The sequence below is a fragment of the Curtobacterium flaccumfaciens genome (assembly GCF_013359815.1).
In the GTDB taxonomy this organism is placed as follows: domain Bacteria; phylum Actinomycetota; class Actinomycetes; order Actinomycetales; family Microbacteriaceae; genus Curtobacterium; species Curtobacterium flaccumfaciens.
This window is the reverse complement of sequence record NZ_JABMCF010000033.1, coordinates 181,581-198,441: the sequence shown is the minus strand read 5'-3', so window position 1 is coordinate 198,441 and position 16,861 is coordinate 181,581. Positions and strand designations below refer to the sequence as shown.

Below are 16,861 nucleotides of genomic sequence, written 5' to 3'. Positions count from 1 at the left end.
CGGCGGATCCCCAGAGCAGATCGGTACGGTCGCGGGCGTGAGTTCCCCGCGCACCGGTACCGTCCCGGTCCGACGCACGACGTCGGACGCGTCGGTGCGCGCGCGCTCGCTGGGCCTCGTCGTGGCGGCTGTCCGAGCCCTCGCACGGACCCCCGAGATCACCGTCGGCGCGCTCGGCGTCGTCGTCGCAGCGGCCTTCAGCTGGGTGCCGTCGGTCTGGTACGACGAGGCCGCGACCATCGCGAGCGCACAGCGCAGCTGGCCGGCGCTCTGGGCCGAACTGCAGAACGTCGACGCCGTCCACGGCCTGTACTACGCCGTGATGCACGTCTGGTTCACGCTCGTCGGGTACTCGCCGTTCACGCTGCGGTTCCCGAGCGCGCTGGCCATCGGGGTCTCCGCCGGCCTGGTCGTCGCGCTCGGCCGTCGTCTCGGCGGGGTGCGGCTCGGCGTCGTCTCCGGGATCGTGTTCCTGGTCCTGCCGCGCGTCGCCTGGGCCGGCACCGAGGGGCGCCCGTACGCCACCGTCACGACGTTCGCCGTCGCGCTGACCCTCGTGGGGATCACCGCGGTCCGGCGCACCCGGACCCGGCACCACGCGACCCGGTGGTGGGTCGTCTACGGCCTGCTCGCCGTGGTGGCCGTGCTGTTCAACGTCTACCTGGCCCTGGCCGTCGTCGCGCACGGGGTCGTGCTCCTCTGGACCGCCGTCGCGGACCGTGCCGCACGTCGCGACGCCGTGCTCTCGCAGCGCAGCGGTCCGGTGGTCGCGCCGATGGTCGACCGCGCCGCGTTCGTGCGCTGGGGCGTCGCCGCCGTCGGGCCCGCGCTCGTGGTGTCGCCGTTCATCGTCCTCGCGGCAGGGCAGGCCAAGCAGGTCGGCTGGATCACCGGCGTCGGGTGGGCCACCGTGCGCCAGGTCGTCGCGACCGCCTGGTTCGGTGCTGTCTGGCCGTACGCGGTGCTCGGGTGGGCGCTGATGATCGTCGGCGTCGTGCTCGCCGTCCGGGCCACCCGACGCCCTGCCCCCGCTGCCCGTGACCTGCTGCGGATGCAGGCCGTGCGCGTCGCCGTCCCCCTGACGATCCTGCCCACCGCACTGCTCGTCGGCGCGACCGCGGCCGGGGAGCACCTGTACTCCCCGAAGTACGCCAGCCTGAGCCTGCCGTTCGTCGCGCTGCTCATCGGCCTGGCGATCACGGCGATCCGACCCCGGCGGTGGCTGGCGCTCGCGGTCGTCGGGATGCTGCTCGTGTCGGCGCCGACGAGCACGATCGTCCGGCTGCCCCACGCCAAGCAGGACTCGCACTGGGCGAACGCGGCGGCGATCATCGAGCGCGAGCGGGACCGGCGCACCGACCAGAACGAGGGCGTCGTCTTCGGCAGCGTCTGGGAGCACCCGGGCACCACCGCGCAGGTCATCGCCGACTCCTACCCCGAGGCCTTCACCGGGATGCGCGACCTCGCCGTCGCCGAGACCGGTGCCGAACGCGGGCAGCTCTGGAACGTCAACGGGGACATCGCGACGACGGTACCCCAGCGGATCTCCGGCATCGACACCGTGTGGTTCGTCGGCGGCAAGTCACGGAACATCCGCCCGCAGGTCACCGACACGCTCGTGGCCGAGGGGTTCCACGTCGTGCGCTACTGGCACACCGGCACGGTCATCCTCTGGAAGTACAGCCGCTGACGGTGGCGGTCCACCCGCTGACAGTGGCGGTCCCGCCGCTGACGGTGGCGGCACATCCGCCGACGGCTGTGCCGGGGCGTCAGGTCAGTGCACCACGCGTGCGCCGTGCACCGGGCCGGTGGCGCGGAGTGCGACGAGGCCGGCGGCGCTGAGCTCGACCTGCAGTTCGAGTGCGGCGTCACGGTCGCCCACCAGGAACGCCACGGTCGGTCCGCTGCCGGACACCAGGCCGGCCAGGGCACCGGACTTCTCACCGAGCTCCAGGGTCGCCGCGAGCCGCGGTTGCAGCCGCATGGCGGGCGCCTGCAGGTCGTTGTGGACGCAGTCGGCGAGCAGGTCGGGGTCGCCCGCGCGCAGGGCCTGCAGCACGTTCGCCTCGACCACGGGGTGCGACGGCGCTGGAGAGATGTCGGCGCGGTACCGCTCCCGGTGCTCGTCGAGCGCACGGTAGACGGCCGGGGTGCTCAGCCCGTCGTCGCTCAGGGCGAGGACCCAGTGGAACTCGCCCTTGGCCAGCGCCGGGCTCAGCTCGTCGCCGCGACCGGTGCCCACGGCGGTGCCGCCGGCGAAGGCGAACGGCACGTCGGCGCCGAGCTGCGCGGCGAGCCGGAGCAGCTCCTCGCGACCGAGCGCGGTGCCCCAGAGCGTGTCGACGGCGAGCAGGGTCGCCGCGGCGTCCGCGGAGCCACCGCCCATGCCGCCGGCGACGGGCACCTGCTTGTCGATGGTCAGCCGCACCCCACCGCGGTGTCCGGCCGCGTCGGCCACGAGCCGGGCCGCACGGATGGCCAGGTTCGACTCGTCGACCGGCACGGTGCTCGTGTCGATCGGGCCGGTGAAGGTGACCGAGAAGTCGTCGGCGGCCTCGGCGGTGACGTCCTCGTACAGGGACACCGCCTGGTACGCCGTGGCGACGTCGTGGTAGCCGTCGTCCTGCAGCGCCCCGACGGACAGGAACACGTTGATCTTGCCGGGGGCGCGCGTCCGCACGCGGGTCGGTGCGGCCAACGTGGTCATGCGCCCAACCTATCCCGCTGCGGCTGCCGTGAACCCCCGCGCCAGGTCCGCGGTGATGTCGTCGATGTGCTCGAGGCCGATCGACAGGCGGATGAGACCGTCCCCCACCCCCGCGGCAGCCCGCTCGGCCGAGGTCATCTGCACGTGGGTGGTCGATGCCGGGTGCACGACGAGCGAGCGGACGTCACCGAGGTTCGAGACGTGGTCGAACAGCTCGAGCGCCGCCACGAACCGTCGGCCCGCGGCGACCCCGCCGGCCAGGTCGAACGACAGCACGGCCGACGGTCCCTTCGGCACGTAGCGCTGCTGCAGGTGGTGCCACGGCGAGTCCGGCAGGCCGGCGTAGTGCACGTGCTCGACCTGGTCGTGCGCGTCGAGCCAGGTCGCCACCGTGGCGGCGTTCGACACGTGCCGGTCCATGCGGAGCGACAGCGTCTGGATGCCCTGCAGCACCAGGAACGCGTTGAACGGCGCGATCGCGGGCCCGAGGTCGGCGGACAGCTTCGAGCGGGTGCGCTGGATGAACGCCCGCCGCCCGAACTTCTCGGCGAAGTTCGTGTTCGCGAACCCGGACTGCTCGGTCGTGGCCAGCTGCGGGTAGGCGTCGGCGTGCGCCGCCCAGTCGAAGTTCCCGCTGTCGACGATGAGCCCGGCGATGGCGCTGCCGTGTCCGGCCAGGTACTTCGTCGCCGAGTGCACGACGATGTCGGCGCCGTGCTCGATCGGGCGCACCAGGTACGGCGTCGCGATGGTGTTGTCGACGATGAGCGGCACCCCGGCCTCGTGCGCGACGCCGGCAACCCCGGCGAAGTCCAGGACGTCGCCGCGGGGGTTCGGGATGGACTCGCCGAAGAACGCCTTCGTCTCCGGACGCACCGCCGCCGCCCACTCGGACAGGTCGGTCGGGTCCTGCACGAACGTGAAGGTGATGCCGAGGTCCCGCAGGGTCGAGGCGAACAGCGTGTAGGTCGCGCCGTACAGCGAGGCGCTCGACACCACGTGGTCACCGGCGCGTGCGACACCGAGCACGGCCAGCGACGTCGCCGCCTGCCCGGACGCCAGCGCCAGCGCACCGATCCCGCCCTCGAGGTCGGCGATCCGGCGTTCGAGTGCTGCCGCGGACGGGTTGTTCACCCGCGTGTAGGTGTGGCCGGGAGCGTCGAGCATGAAGCGCGCGGCGGCGTCCTCCCCCGACGGGTAGACGTACGCGGCGCTCTGCGCGATCGGCGGCACGTTCGCGCCCCACCCCGGGTCGGCCTTGAAGCCGGCGCGGATCTGGCGGGTCTCGAACGCCCAGCCGTCCTCGGCGTTGGTCGGCGTGGCACCCATCAGGACTGCGCCCCGACCGACTGCCGGACGAGCGGGATGACCTGCTCGCCGAACCGGTCCATCTCCTCGAGCTGCGGCGAGAACTGCAGCAGGAGCGTGTCGACCCCGGCGTCCTCGAACTCCCGGATGCGGGCGGCCACCTGCGACGGCGTCCCCACGAACCCGGGGCGCAGGCCGCGGTTCGACACCGAGTAGTCCTCGAGCGAGGGCACGTGCTCGAGCTGCGACTTCGAGATGAAGTCCTGGTACGACTCGTACGCCGTGCCGTGCTGCACGTCGGTGATCCGGGCGAGCTCGGCCTGCGCCTCTTCCTCGGTCTCGCGCACGATGACGTACGCGGCCATGCCGAACGCCTCGAACGGCGGCAGACCGGCGTCGACGCGGCGCTGCTTCATCTCGTCGATCTTCGCGCGGAGCTCCTCGACCGTGCCGCCGTGCGTGACGTAGGCGTCGGCGTACCCGGTGATCGCGGCCTTGCCGGCCTCGCTCTCCCCACCGGCGTAGATGCGCGGCGTCACGCGAGGCTTCGGCTCGAGGTGCGCGTTCTCGATGTCGTAGTACTCGCCCGAGAACGAGTACGGGGTCTCGCGCCACAGGCCCTTCATGACCTCGACGAACTCCGCGGTGCGCTTGTACCGGTCGTCGTGCTCCGAGAAGATCCCGCCGTACTGCTTCGCCTCCTCCGCCCACCAGGCGCTCACGACGTTGAAGGTGAACCGGCCGCACGAGATGTCGTCGATCGTCGCCGCCTGCTTCGCCGTCACCGCGGGCAGGTGGTACCCGGGACGCATCGCCGCCATGATCTCCAGGCGCTCGGTCGTCGCCGCGATGGCCGCCGCGAGCGACCAGGCCTCGAGCGAGGGTGCCGCCGTGCCCTTGATGTCGTTGAGGTTGAGCTCCGGCACGAGCGTCAGGTCGAAGCCGATCCGCTCGGCGCGCTGCGCCAGGCGCTTCACGTAGTCGAAGGTGACCGGCATGTTCTCGTTGTCGACGTTGCGCAGCCAGCCGCCGAAGAGCGGGGTCCAGTATCCGAATCGCACGTGGGTTCCTTGGGGGTGTGGGAAAGGCGGACTGGAGGCCCGTGGCGGGCCCGCCACGGGCCTCCAGTCCGGTGGTTCTTGCGTTCTCAGGCCGTGAGCTGCGCCGCGTACTCCGCTGCCAGCAGGCCACCGAGGTACTTCGCGATGGAGCGCGGGCCGGAGGCCGGCGCGGACTCCTCGACCGCGGGGTTGTAGTTCGTGTTCGTGTTGATGTCGTAGACGACGGTGCGGCCGTCCGTCGTCTCCATGAACTCGACGCCCGCGATGGTGATGCGCTGGTCGGCGAGGAACGTGCGGAGCTGCTGGACCAGCGGGTGCTCGGCGGTGATCTCGGTCCGGACGGCGAACGCCGGGGGCGCACCGAGGGTCTCGGTGCCGGGGACGTCGCAGACGGCACCCGCGATGACCTGCGGCACCTCGCACGCGTCGGCGGGGCAGAGCTCGAAGCTGCCGGCGCTGGTGTCGACGCGGACGGCGTACACGAACTCGCCGCCGACGAACTCGACGCGGGTGATGAAGGGCTCGCGGGCCGTCAGGTACTCCTGCAGCAGGGTGATGCCGTCGACCGGGGCCTCGAACTCGGGGCTGTCGACGTAGGCGTCGAACTCGGCGAGCGAGTCGAACCGCCGCACGCCCAGGCCCTTGCCGCCCTGGTTGTGCTTCGTGATGAAGGGGACGTCCTGCCCGTCGGTGAAGGTGCGGGCGGCGTCCTTGAGCGTCGTCGTGCCGAACACGGCGGTCGTGCGCGGCACGTCGAACCCGGCCTGCTGCAGGAGCCCGTGCTGGGCGACCTTCGACACCTCGAGCTCGAGCACGTGGCTGCCGCCGACGACCTGGCGGCCGGCACGTTCGAGCCAGCCGAGGATCGCCCGGGTGTACTCCTTGCTGTGCTCGTGGCCGCGGGTGTGGGAGCTCGCGGACATGCGGCTCCAGTAGACGCCGGGTGCCGGCTCGGCCGCGAGGTCGATCTGGCCCTCGGTCAGCAGGATCTCCTCGACCGGGACACCCTCGGCCTCGAAGGCAGCGGCGAGCGGGGGGAACCACTCGGGGTTCTCGTGGATGACGTACACGCGCGGAGTGCTCACGCCCCCACCCTAGGCACGGTATACCGCACGCGGCCAAGTGTGTGACGTGGCGTTGCTTCTCGGGGGCGCGGGCGGGGCGGGGGGCGGGTCGGGCGGCGGGGTCGGGCGGGTCGCACGGTGCGCCCCTGTCCGGTCGGTGCGAGGTTGGTCGCTCGGTGGCGGACTGTAGGGCGGCACCGAGCGGTCAACGGCGCACGGGCTCACCAACCTCGCACCGTGCGGGGTCGACCAACCTCGCACGAGCCGAGCGAACCCGCACCGTGCGCCGTGTCAGCCGGCGAAGGTCTGCTGTCCGACGACGCCGAGGAGCTCGAGCTTCTGCGCGTCCTCTGATCCTGGAGGCGCGGTGAAGAGCAGCAGAGCCTGCGCCTGGTCGTCGGTGTGCAGCACCTGGCAGTCGACGGTGATGCGGCCGAGCTCCGGCTGCACGATCGTCTTGTTGTCCGACCAGCGCGTAGCCACCTCGTGCTTGGCCCAGAGGTCGCGGAACTCGGCACTGCGCGTCTGCAACTCGGCGATGAGTTCCGTCGCCCGACGGTCGCCCGGACCCGCGAGCCCGACGGCCGCCCGGAGCGACGCGACCACCACCCGACCCAGCCGCTCGTGCTGCTCAGGTGCGTACTTCGCGAGCTCCTCACCCGTCACGAACCACCGCCACGCCTGGTACCGGCGGTTGCCCGGCAGGCCGACCGAGCTGCTGAGGAGCGCCGCCGCGAGCCGGTTCTCGACCAGGGTCTCGCCCAGGTGACTGACGACGATCGCCGGGGTGTCCTCGAGCCGGTCGAGCACCCGCAGGATCGCCGGGTCGACGTGGTCGGCGCGGTGCATCCGGGTCGGGGCGTTCTGCCCGGACAGGTGGAACAGGTGGTCGCGCTCGTCGAGGCTGCACCGCAGGGCCCGGGCGATCGCGGCGATCATCTGCTCGGACGGCTGCGGTCCGCGTTGCTGCTCGAGTCGCGTGTAGTAGTCGACGGACATGCCGGCGAGGGCAGCGACCTCTTCACGGCGCAGCCCCGGGGTCCGCCGTCGTGGGCCCTGCCCGAGACCGACGTCCTCGGGGCGCAACAGCTCACGGCGACGGCGGAGGAAGTCGGCGAGCGCGGCACGGTCCATGGGTCGATTGTCGTCCGCTTCCGGCCCGGGTGCCAGGGATCGCCGATCCCCCGATGACCGCGCTCTGGTTGCGTCCCTGTCCACGGAGCATCGTGGTGGTCATGGACATCACGAACTCCACCGTCTTCATCCCCGGCGCGACCTCGGGCATCGGTCTCGCGCTCGCCCAGCGCCTGCAGGCCGCCGGCAGCACCGTCGTCATCGGCGGCCGTCGCCAGGCGCTCCTCGACTCCCTCGCCGCCGAGCACGGCTTCGGCACCGTGCAGATCGACGTCGCCGACGCGGCGTCCATCGAGGCCGCCGCCGCATCGGTGGTCGAGGCGTACCCGTCGCTCGATGCCCTGATCACCATGTCCGGGATCATGCGCGACGAGGACCTCCGCGACCCCGAGCACATCCACGACGCCCTCGAGCTCGTCCAGACGAACCTGGTCGGCACGATCCGGCTCATCGACGCGTTCCTGCCGCACCTGCTCGCCCAGCCCTCGGCCACCCTGATGACCGTCACCTCCGGTCTCGCGTTCGTCCCGCTCACCGCATCACCGACGTACAGCGCGACGAAGGCCGGTGTGCACGCCTACACGCAGGCCCTCCGTCAGCAGCTCGTCGGGTCGTCGCTCGAGGTGCTGGAGCTCGCCCCGCCGGCCGTCATGACCGACCTGATGGGCGGCGCCGACTTCGGTGGGATGCCGCTCGACGCCTTCGCCGACGAGGTCATGGCGCTCATCGAGTCCGGCGCTGCCCCGGAGATCCTGGTGCAGAACGTGCACCCGCTGCGCTTCGCCGAGCGGAACGGCAACCACCAGCAGATCCTCGAGATGATGGCGTCCCGCGAGCACTGACCCGGGCGATGGCCCACGTTCGTACGGTGCGAGGTTCCGTGTTCAGTGCGAGGCACTTCGGCTCGCACGGAACACAGAACCTCGCACCATCGCGGTCAGCAGGCACGCAGCACGCAGGCGTCACGGCGGGGCCGTCGCCGGGCGAGGAACGAGCTACTCCGCGGCCGCCAGGACCGTCCGCCCGAGCCGCACGAAGTCGTCGACCCCGATCGCCTCGCCCCGGGCGGTCGGGTCGATGCCCGCCGCCGTCAGGACCTCGGACGCGTGCGCACTGCCGCCGAGCACCCCGGACAGGCTCTGCCGCAGCATCTTGCGCCGCTGCTGGAACGCCGCGTCCACCAGCGTGAACACCCGGGACCGCAGGAGCTCGTCGCCCGGGGGCTCGTGCCGGTCGAACGCCACCAGGACACTGTCGACGTTCGGCACCGGCCAGAAGACCTGACGGCTGACCAACCCGGCGGTGCTCCACGACCCGTACCAGGCGGCCTTGACGCTCGGCGACCCGTAGACCTTGCTGCCGGGGCCGGCGGCGAGCCGGTACCCGACCTCGGCCTGCACCATGACGAGCGACCGCTCGATCGACGGGAAGGTCGCGAGCAGGTGCAGCAGCACGGGCACGGAGATGTTGTAGGGCAGGTTCGCGACGAGGTGCGTCGGCTCAACGTCGAGGTCCGCGGCGGCGACGGTCATGGCGTCCTGCTGCACGACGGTCAGCCTGGCGTCCGGCTGCATCGACGACACCGTCGACGGCAGCTTGGCGGCCAGGCGCTTGTCGATCTCGACCGCGGTGACGGGGGCGCCGGTCTCGGTGAGCCCGAGCGTCAACGACCCGAGCCCCGGGCCGATCTCGAGCACCTGTGCCGACGGGGTCACACCGGCGACGGACACGATGCGCCGCACGGTGTTGGCGTCGTGCACGAAGTTCTGCCCGAGCTTCTTCGTCGGGGTGACGTCGAGTTGGGCCGCGAGCTCCCGGATCTCCGCCGGGCCGAGCAGTGCGCCCACGACTACTCGTCCACCGTCACGGGCTCGGCGTCCCACGCGCCGTAGACGAGCTCGGTGTTCGAGGCGATCTGGGCCGCGAGCATCGATGCGTCCGTGCCGAGCGTCTCCGCCATCGACCGCAGGGTGAGCGGGATGAGGTACGGCGCGTTCGGGCGGCCACGGAACGGTGTGGGCGTCAGGAACGGTGCGTCGGTCTCGATCATGATCAGGTGCCGCGGGGCGACGACCAGGGCTTCACGCAGCAGTGCGGCGTTCTTGAACGTCACGGTGCCGGCGAACGACATGTACCAGCCGCGCTCGGCGCAGAGCCGGGCGAGGTCCGGCCCGCCGGAGAAGCAGTGGAAGACGGTGCGCTCCGGGGCACCCACGCGGTCGAGGACCTCGACCACGGCGTCGTGCGCGTCGCGGTCGTGGATCGTCAGCGCGAGGTCGTGCTCCTTCGCGATGCGGATGTGCTCCTCGAACGAACGGACCTGGGCGTCGCGGCCGTCCTCGCCGGTGCGGAAGAAGTCGAGGCCGGTCTCACCGATCGCCCGGACCCGCGGCAGGGCGGCGAGCCGTTCGATGCCGGCGAGGTGCTCGTCGAGCAGCCCCTGCTCCTGCAGCACGGGCGCTTCGTTCGGGTGCAGCGCGACGGCCGCCAGGACCCGGGGCTCCCGAGCCGCGATCGACGCGGACCACTCCGAGGTGGCGAGGTCGGTGCCAATCTGCACGACACCGCGCACGCCGACGCTCGAGGCACGGTCGAGGTGCTCGCGGTACTCGAGCGGACCGTCACCCCCGTCGCCGACGCCGTCGGCGATCTCCATGTGGGTGTGGTTGTCGTACACCGGCACGACGAGCGCCTGCGGCAGCGGCGGGTACGTCAGGTCGCGCTTCGAGCCACCGGACGCCCCGTCGCCGCGGGACCGGACGTGCGACTCGGCGTCGGTCACGCGGAGACCTGCTCGATCCGGGGGAACAGCCCGCTCTCGAGCGGCACCACGTGCGACGCACCCTGCCACTCGTACGCGCGGTCGACCCGCTGCTCGGCGACGGACCCGCCGGCGCCGATCGAGGCCCAGAGCTTCTCGGTCGCCTTCGGCATGACCGGGGACAGCAGGACGGTGACGGTGCCGAGGCCGCGGAGCGCGGTGGTCAGGACCGTGCCGAGGCGCTCGCGGTTGGCGTCGTCCTTCGCCAGGGCCCAGGGCGCCTGCTCGGTGATGTACCCGTTCAGGGCGTCGACGAGCTCCCACACGCTGGCGATCGCCTCGTGCGGGGCGAAGGCGGCGATGGCGGCGTCGGCACGCTCGGTGACCGACACGGCCAGGGCGTCGATCGCCTGGTCGGACTCGGTCAGTTCGCCGCGATCGGGGACCTCGCCGTCGCAGTACTTCTGCAGCATGGCGACCAGGCGCGACGCCAGGTTGCCGTAGCCGTTCGCGAGTTCGGCCTGGTAGCGCGCCGAGATGTCTTCCCAGCTGAAGTTGCCGTCCTGCCCGAAGGTGATGGCGCGCAGGAAGTAGTAGCGGAACGCGTCGGACCCGAACGTGTCGGTGATCTCCGACGGCGCGATGCCGGTCAGCTTCGACTTGGACATCTTCTCGCCGCCGACGAGCAGCCAGCCGTGGCCGAAGACGCGCTCCGGCACGGGCAGCCCGGCGGCCATGAGCATCGCCGGCCAGATCACGGCGTGGAAGCGGGCGATGTCCTTGCCGACGATGTGCACGCTCGGCCAGAGGCGCTTGAAGGCCTCGTCGTCCTCGGTGCCGTAGCCCAGCGCCGTGACGTAGTTGAGCAGGGCGTCGAACCACACGTACAGCACGTGGTCGCTGTCCCAGGGGATCTTGATGCCCCAGTCGAAGCTGGAGCGCGAGATCGACAGGTCGCGGAGCCCCTGCTTGACGAACGAGATGATCTCGTTGCGGACACTCTCGGGCTGGATGAACAGCGGGTTCGACTCGTACAGGTCGAGCAGGCGCTGCTCGAAGTCGGACATCCGGAAGAAGTAGTTGCGCTCGGCCAGGACCTCGACCGGGATCGAGTGGATCGCGCAGACCTGCTGGCCCTCGTACGCACCGGTCCCGGCGACCAGGTCGCTCGGCTGCTTGTACTCCTCGCAGCCCACGCAGTAGAAGCCCTCGAACTCACCGGCGTAGATGAAGCCGTCGTCGTACAGCTTCTGCAGGAACGCCGTCACGCCGCGCTCGTGCCGTTCGTCGGTGGTGCGGATGAAGTCGTCGTTCGCGACGTCGACCGTGTCGAGCAGTGGCTTCCAGGCGTCGTTGACCAGCCGGTCGGCCCATTCCTTGGGCGAGACGTCGTTCGCCGAGGCGGTGCGCAGGATCTTCTGCCCGTGCTCGTCGGTTCCGGTGAGCAGCCAGGTGTCGTCACCGCGCTGCCGGTGCCAGCGCGCGAGGAAGTCCGCGGCGACCTCGGTGTAGGCGTGCCCGATGTGGGGCACGTCGTTCACGTAGAAGATCGGCGTGGTGATGCTGAACGAGGACCCGGCGGACATGCGGACCATCCTACGGGCGCACCGAACCCTGATGACGCGTGCGGCGGTGGACTGTGGAGAACCGGGTCCGGGAGGCCCGTGACGGGCCCGCCCCGCGCCTCCAGACCGGCGGACGCGAACGTGACGAACCCCGCTCAGCGCGCCGCGAGCGCCCCTTCGTACAGGTCCCGCTTCGACAGCCCGGTCGCGTCCGCGACCGCCGCGGCGGCCTCCTTCATGCGCATGCCTGCGGCCACCCGCTCGAGCACCAGGCGCACCCCGTCGTCGAGCGTGGCTTCTTCGGTGGCCTCCGCGGCGCCGGCGACGACGATGCAGATCTCGCCACGGACGCCCTCGGACGCCCACGTGACGAGTTCGTCCAGCGGCCCGCGACGGACCTCTTCGTACAGCTTCGTGAGTTCGCGGCAGACCGCGGCGCGGCGGTCGCCCCCGAACCCGACGGCCATGTCGGCCAGGGTCTCGGCCAGCCGGTGCGGCGACTCGAAGAACACCATCGTCCGCTGCTCCCCCGCCAGCGCCTGGAACGCCCGACGGCGCTCGCCGGCCTTGCGGGTCGGGAACCCCTCGAACGTGAAGCGGTCGGTGGGCAGCCCGGACACGGCGAGCGCCATGAGCACGGCCGACGGCCCGGGCAGGGCGGTGACGGTGACCCCGGCGGCCGCGGCGGCCTCGACGAGGGGGAAGCCGGGGTCGCTGATCGCGGGCATGCCGGCGTCGGTCAGGACCACGACGTCCTCGTCGCGGGCGAGCTCGACGACCTCGGACGCCTTCGCCCGCTCGTTGTGCTCGTGCAGGGCGATGAGCCGCGGACGGTTCTCGATGCCGAGGGCGCGCATCAGGTGGATGGCGGTCCTGGTGTCCTCCGCCGCGACGACCGTGGCGTTGGAGAGGGTCTCGACGAGACGGCGCGAGGCGTCCCCGAGGTTGCCGATGGGCGTTGCTGCGAGGACGATCACGCACCCATTGTCCCCGCACCGCGACGCCGGCGCGGCCCCGGGGCGGCCGCGGGGCGGCTGCGTCGGCGCGAGCAGCCCCGTCGCAGCGGGGACATGTGGTCGATCCGTAGGATGCTCAGCGATGACCAGCGAGCTGACCGACGACCGCACGGCCGTGCCCGACGGGCCGGTCGGCTCGCGCCTGGACGACTGGTGGGGGCGGGTGCTCTCCACGTCGCAGCGCGTCGCCGTGTGGCGGTGGACGGGTCCGCTCGCGGTGACGCTCCTCGCCGCCGTGCTGCGGCTGGTGAACCTCGGCAACCCGCACTCGCTCGTGTTCGACGAGACGTACTACGTCAAGGACGGCTGGTCGATCGTGCACCTCGGGTACGAGGGCACCTGGCCCGCGAACCCGAGCGGTGACACCGCCCCGACGACCGACGACCGGTTCGTGCGCGGTGAGACGGACGTCTTCACGAGCGCCGCGGAGTTCATCGCGCACCCGCCGCTCGGCAAGTACCTCATCGGCCTCGGGATGCTGCTGTTCGGGGCGGACAACTCGTTCGGCTGGCGCTTCACGGTGGCCGTGCTCGGCATCGCGACGGTGTTCCTCACCGCCGTGATCGCCCGGTCGCTGTTCCGTTCGACGATGATCGGCACGCTCGCCGGCTTCCTGCTCGCGATCGACGGGCAGGCGATCGTGATGTCGCGGGTGACGCTCCTCGACGGCATCCTGACCTTCTTCGTCATCCTCGGCTTCGGGGCGCTGCTGCTCGACCGCCGGCAGAGCCAACGGCGGCTCGACGAGTGGGTCGCCGCCCGCGCCGCCGCGGGCCGGACAACCCTGTGGGGGCCGGTGTTCTGGTGGCGTCCGTGGTTGTTCGCGATGGGCCTGGCACTCGGGCTGGCGGCGGCGACGAAGTGGTCGGGGATGTACTTCCTGGCGTTCTTCGCGGTGTACTCCGTGCTGAGCGACATGATGATGCGCCGCCGTGCCGGGGTCGAGTTCTGGTCGTCGAGCGCGCTGCTGCAGCAGGCACCGGTGTCGTTCCTGCTGACCGTGCCGATCGCCGCGGTGACCTACGTGGCGTCGTGGACCGGCTGGTTCGTGTCGAGGGACGGCTGGGACCGCAACTGGCTGTCCTCGGGCGGCGATCGCTGGACCGGGCTGCTCGCCTGGGTGCCGGACAGCCTGCAGAACTGGTGGCACTACCAGTCGGAGATCTACGCCTTCAACATCGGGCTGCACACCCCGCACTCGTACCAGGCGAACCCGCTGCTCTGGCTCGTGATGCAGCGCCCCACGTCGATGTTCTACGTCGGCACGGACGCCGGGCAGGACGGCTGCTGGGCGGACCGCTGCGGCGAGGCGATCACCGGCATCGCGAACCCGTTCATCTGGTACGCCTCGGTCATCGCGACGGTGGCGCTGCTCGTGCTCTGGGTCCTGCGCCGGAAGTGGGAGTACGGCTTCGTCCTGCTCGGCGTCGCGGCGGGGTACCTGCCCTGGCTGATGTACGTCGACCGGACGGTGTTCCAGTTCTACACGATCGCCTTCGAGCCCTACATGGTGATGGCGCTGGCAGCAGCGATCGGGTTGGTGCTCGGCAGGCGGAGCGACGAACGGTCCCGCCGGTCACGGGCGATCCTGTGGGTCGGCGTGTACCTGGGCGTCGTCGTGCTGGCCTCGGTCTACTGGTACCCGATGTGGACGGCGATGCAGGTGCCGTGGGACTTCGTCCGGTCGCACTACTGGATCCCCAGCTGGCTGTAGCCGGCCTGGCAGGTCCGGCCGTTCCGGTCGCGCTCGTCGCGCTGGGCGCTCTGGTGGCGACCACCGCCGGACTGGAGGCCCGTGGCGGCGCCGCCACGGGCCTCCCCTGCGTCCGTGGTCAGGACTGCGCGTGCAGCGCGCGCTCGATCGACTCGCGGTCCAGCGGGTCGCCGAGCATCGGCGCGGTGTCGTCCGTGCCCGGCAGGACGCCCTGGATCAGGAGCTCCGCGTAGCGGCGCCAGGCATCAGGGTCGTGCTCGCGGGTGGCGTCGGCGACCGCACCGACCATCGCGGTGAGCATCGGCAGGTCCCGGTAGTCGAAGCCGGGCCGGACGACGCCGGCGGTCTCGGCACGGCCGATGATCGCGGCGACCTGCCGTTCGAGCCGGTCGCGCTCCTGCACGATGGACGGTCGGGCCTTGCCGGCACGGACGATGGCGTCGGCGAGGGCGCGGTCGCGTGCACGGAACGCGAAGACGCCCATCAGGTACACCCGGAGCGCCTCGCGCGGGTCGGACACGTCCGCGGCGCGCGCTGCGGCGTCGTTCATGGCCTCGAACTTGGTGGCGAGCAGCGCCTCGATCAGGGAGTCCTTGTCGGCGAACCGTCGGTAGACGGTGCCGACCCCGACGCCGGCCTCGTGCGCGATGTCGTTCAACGTGACGGAGAGCCCGCGCTCCGCGAAGCACTTGCGTGCCGTCTGCAGGATCAGCTCGCGGTTGCGCGCTGCGTCGGCGCGCAGCGGTCGCTCGAGGTCGGACGCGGACTCGGTGGTGCTCACGATCCGACCGTAGTTGCACTTTCTGGGAACAAGTGGATGCCCTCCTTCCGTTTCGGTCTACACTGACCACAAACGGATGCCTCGCATCCGTTTTCGTCACCACCACATCTCGGGAGTGCCCGACGGCGCGCACCTCCACCCCACCCTCCAACCTTCTCGAAGGAGGCTGCCGTGACGGCAGAACACACCGTGCCGACCCCCACCGGGACAGCACCCACGACTCCGGGCACCACCCCCGCCAAGAGCAACCACCGCTGGATCGCCCTGGCGGTCATCGCCCTCGCACAGCTGATGGTCGTGCTCGACGCGACCATCGTGAACATCGCCCTGCCCTCGGCCCAGGCCGACCTGGACTTCGGCACCGACCAGCGACAGTGGATCGTCACCGCGTACTCGCTGGCCTTCGGTTCGCTGCTGCTGCTCGGCGGTCGCCTCGGCGACCTGTTCGGGCGCAAGAACACCTTCATCATCGGGCTCGTCGGGTTCGCCGTCGCCTCGGTGCTCGGTGGCCTCGCCGACTCGTTCGGCCTGCTCGTCGCGGCCCGCGCACTGCAGGGTGTCTTCGGCGCGCTGCTCGCCCCGTCCGCACTCGGCATGCTGACCACCACGTTCCGCGACCCCAAGGAACGCGGTCGCGCGTTCGGCATCTTCGGGTCCATCGCCGGCTCGGGTGCGGCCATCGGCCTGCTGCTCGGCGGCGTGCTGACCGAGTACGCCTCGTGGCGCTGGTGCCTCTACGTCAACGTCGTCTTCGCCGTGCTCGGCGTGATCGGCGCACTCGTCTTCATGGAGAAGCCGCCCAAGGTCGAGCGTCCGCGCATCGACGTGCTCGGCGTCATCACCATCACGCTCGGGCTGGTCGGCGTCGTCTACGGCTTCTCGAACGCCGAGACGAACGGCTGGGACTCCCCCGTCACGATCGCCATGCTCGCCGGCGGTGTCGTGCTGATCGCCGCGTTCGTGTTCATCGAGACCCGCGTCGCCCACCCGCTGCTGCCCCTGCGCGTCGTGCTCGACCGTGACCGCGGCGGCTCGTTCATCGCGATCGGCCTCGTCGCGATCGGCATGTTCGGCATCTTCCTGTTCCTGACCTACTACCTGGAGCAGACCCTCGGGTTCAGCTCGCTGCAGACCGGTCTCGCGTTCCTGCCGATGCCGCTGTCGATCATGATCTCGGCGACGCAGATCGGTGGCCGCCTGCTGCCGCGCGTCGGGCCGAAGGTGCTCATCTTCGCCGGTGGCCTGGTCGCCGCGACCGGGCTCCTGCTGCTGCTCCGCACCGACCTGGACAGCTCCTACGCGGGCACCGTCCTGCCGGCGCTGATCGTCATCGGTCTCGGCATGGGCACGATCTTCTCGTCCGCGATGAACACCGCGACCACCGGAGTTGCTCGGGCCGACGCCGGTGTGGCCTCGGCGACGGTGAACACCATGCAGCAGATCGGTGGCTCGATCGGTACGGCGCTGCTGTCGACGATCTTCGCGGACGTCGTGTCGAACAGCCTGTCCGGGCTGACCGCCGCGCCGACCAAGCTGCAGCAGGCCCAGGCCACGCTCGACGGGTACCACGTGGCGTTCGGCATCTCGGCCGGCGTGCTCGTGCTCGTCGCCCTGGCCAGCGGACTGCTCATCAACCGGCAGTCGGTGCGGGTCGAGCGGCTCGCACGTGCCGGGTCCGCCACGACCGGGAGCATCCCCGCCGCAGCGCACTGACGCTGGCGGTTCGCTCCGCGTCTTCGGCCCGTTCCGG

At 71.2% G+C, this 16,861-nt stretch carries 14 protein-coding genes; 4 read left to right on the top strand and 10 right to left on the bottom strand.

Annotated elements, in window-relative coordinates; translation table 11 throughout:
* Positions 1-37: 37 nt before the first annotated feature.
* A complete protein-coding gene (locus tag HP445_RS05405) occupies positions 38-1,690 on the top strand; it encodes a glycosyltransferase family 39 protein (protein WP_128780802.1) in 1,653 nt (550 codons plus the stop codon).
* Positions 1,691-1,774: 84 nt separating this feature from the next.
* Here the strand turns inward: HP445_RS05405 and HP445_RS05400 are convergent, their stop codons facing one another.
* The 5 genes from HP445_RS05400 to HP445_RS05380 all read right to left on the bottom strand — a co-directional run bounded on the left by HP445_RS05400 (position 1,775) and on the right by HP445_RS05380 (position 7,274).
* A complete protein-coding gene (locus HP445_RS05400; protein WP_027466065.1) occupies positions 1,775-2,707 on the bottom strand; it encodes a 4-(cytidine 5'-diphospho)-2-C-methyl-D-erythritol kinase in 933 nt (310 codons plus the stop codon).
* A 9-nt stretch (positions 2,708-2,716) separates the two neighbouring features.
* Positions 2,717-4,036, bottom strand: a complete 1,320-nt coding sequence (locus HP445_RS05395) for an O-acetylhomoserine aminocarboxypropyltransferase/cysteine synthase family protein (protein ID WP_111024677.1) — start codon at positions 4,034-4,036, stop codon at positions 2,717-2,719.
* On the bottom strand, positions 4,036-5,076 hold the full coding sequence (locus HP445_RS05390; RefSeq protein ID WP_128780801.1) for an LLM class flavin-dependent oxidoreductase: 1,041 nt from the start codon (positions 5,074-5,076) through the stop codon (positions 4,036-4,038). Before HP445_RS05390 ends, HP445_RS05395 begins: the two co-directional genes overlap by 1 nt.
* An 86-nt stretch (positions 5,077-5,162) precedes the next feature.
* On the bottom strand, positions 5,163-6,161 hold the full coding sequence (locus HP445_RS05385; protein WP_128780800.1) for an ATP-grasp domain-containing protein: 999 nt from the start codon (positions 6,159-6,161) through the stop codon (positions 5,163-5,165).
* A 270-nt stretch (positions 6,162-6,431) separates the two neighbouring features.
* Positions 6,432-7,274: a helix-turn-helix transcriptional regulator gene (locus HP445_RS05380; RefSeq protein WP_071406524.1), complete on the bottom strand. Its 843-nt coding sequence runs from the start codon at positions 7,272-7,274 to the stop codon at positions 6,432-6,434.
* 101 nt (positions 7,275-7,375) lie between these two features.
* On the opposite strand from HP445_RS05380, the gene HP445_RS05375 reads away from it, so the two are divergent.
* A complete protein-coding gene (locus HP445_RS05375) occupies positions 7,376-8,116 on the top strand; it encodes an SDR family oxidoreductase (RefSeq protein WP_128780799.1) in 741 nt (246 codons plus the stop codon).
* Between the two features lie 153 nt (positions 8,117-8,269).
* Here the strand turns inward: HP445_RS05375 and rsmA are convergent, their stop codons facing one another.
* The 4 genes from rsmA to rsmI all read right to left on the bottom strand — a co-directional run bounded on the left by rsmA (position 8,270) and on the right by rsmI (position 12,577).
* Entirely contained in the window at positions 8,270-9,121 is an 852-nt protein-coding gene (rsmA, locus tag HP445_RS05370) for a 16S rRNA (adenine(1518)-N(6)/adenine(1519)-N(6))-dimethyltransferase RsmA (RefSeq protein WP_128780798.1), read from the bottom strand.
* A 2-nt stretch (positions 9,122-9,123) separates the two neighbouring features.
* A complete protein-coding gene (locus HP445_RS05365; protein WP_128780797.1) occupies positions 9,124-10,056 on the bottom strand; it encodes a TatD family hydrolase in 933 nt (310 codons plus the stop codon).
* Positions 10,053-11,621: a methionine--tRNA ligase gene (metG, locus tag HP445_RS05360; RefSeq protein WP_128780796.1), complete on the bottom strand. Its 1,569-nt coding sequence runs from the start codon at positions 11,619-11,621 to the stop codon at positions 10,053-10,055. Before metG ends, HP445_RS05365 begins: the two co-directional genes overlap by 4 nt.
* Before the next feature lie 134 nt (positions 11,622-11,755).
* A complete protein-coding gene (gene rsmI, locus HP445_RS05355) occupies positions 11,756-12,577 on the bottom strand; it encodes a 16S rRNA (cytidine(1402)-2'-O)-methyltransferase (RefSeq protein WP_027466054.1) in 822 nt (273 codons plus the stop codon).
* A 121-nt stretch (positions 12,578-12,698) separates the two neighbouring features.
* Here rsmI and HP445_RS05350 point away from each other — a divergent pair, with 121 nt between their 5' ends.
* Positions 12,699-14,330: a dolichyl-phosphate-mannose--protein mannosyltransferase gene (locus HP445_RS05350; protein WP_128780795.1), complete on the top strand. Its 1,632-nt coding sequence runs from the start codon at positions 12,699-12,701 to the stop codon at positions 14,328-14,330.
* A 118-nt stretch (positions 14,331-14,448) separates the two neighbouring features.
* On the opposite strand, the gene HP445_RS05345 is transcribed toward HP445_RS05350, so the two are convergent.
* A complete protein-coding gene (locus HP445_RS05345) occupies positions 14,449-15,111 on the bottom strand; it encodes a TetR/AcrR family transcriptional regulator (protein WP_111024668.1) in 663 nt (220 codons plus the stop codon).
* A 171-nt stretch (positions 15,112-15,282) separates the two neighbouring features.
* Here HP445_RS05345 and HP445_RS05340 point away from each other — a divergent pair, with 171 nt between their 5' ends.
* Entirely contained in the window at positions 15,283-16,824 is a 1,542-nt protein-coding gene (locus HP445_RS05340) for an MFS transporter (protein ID WP_128780794.1), read from the top strand.
* The last annotated feature ends 37 nt before the right edge of the window (positions 16,825-16,861 follow it).

Excerpts from the sequence above, each read along its gene's own strand:
- HP445_RS05375 (WP_128780799.1), top strand. The coding sequence starts at position 7,376 with ATGGACATCACGAACTCCACCGTCTTCATCCCCGGCGCGACCTCGGGC.
- metG (WP_128780796.1), bottom strand. The coding sequence starts at position 11,621 with ATGTCCGCCGGGTCCTCGTTCAGCATCACCACGCCGATCTTCTACGTG.
- HP445_RS05400 (WP_027466065.1), bottom strand. The coding sequence starts at position 2,707 with ATGACCACGTTGGCCGCACCGACCCGCGTGCGGACGCGCGCCCCCGGC.
- HP445_RS05395 (WP_111024677.1), bottom strand. The coding sequence starts at position 4,036 with ATGGGTGCCACGCCGACCAACGCCGAGGACGGCTGGGCGTTCGAGACC.
- HP445_RS05350 (WP_128780795.1), top strand. The coding sequence starts at position 12,699 with ATGACCAGCGAGCTGACCGACGACCGCACGGCCGTGCCCGACGGGCCG.
- HP445_RS05380 (WP_071406524.1), bottom strand. The coding sequence starts at position 7,274 with ATGGACCGTGCCGCGCTCGCCGACTTCCTCCGCCGTCGCCGTGAGCTG.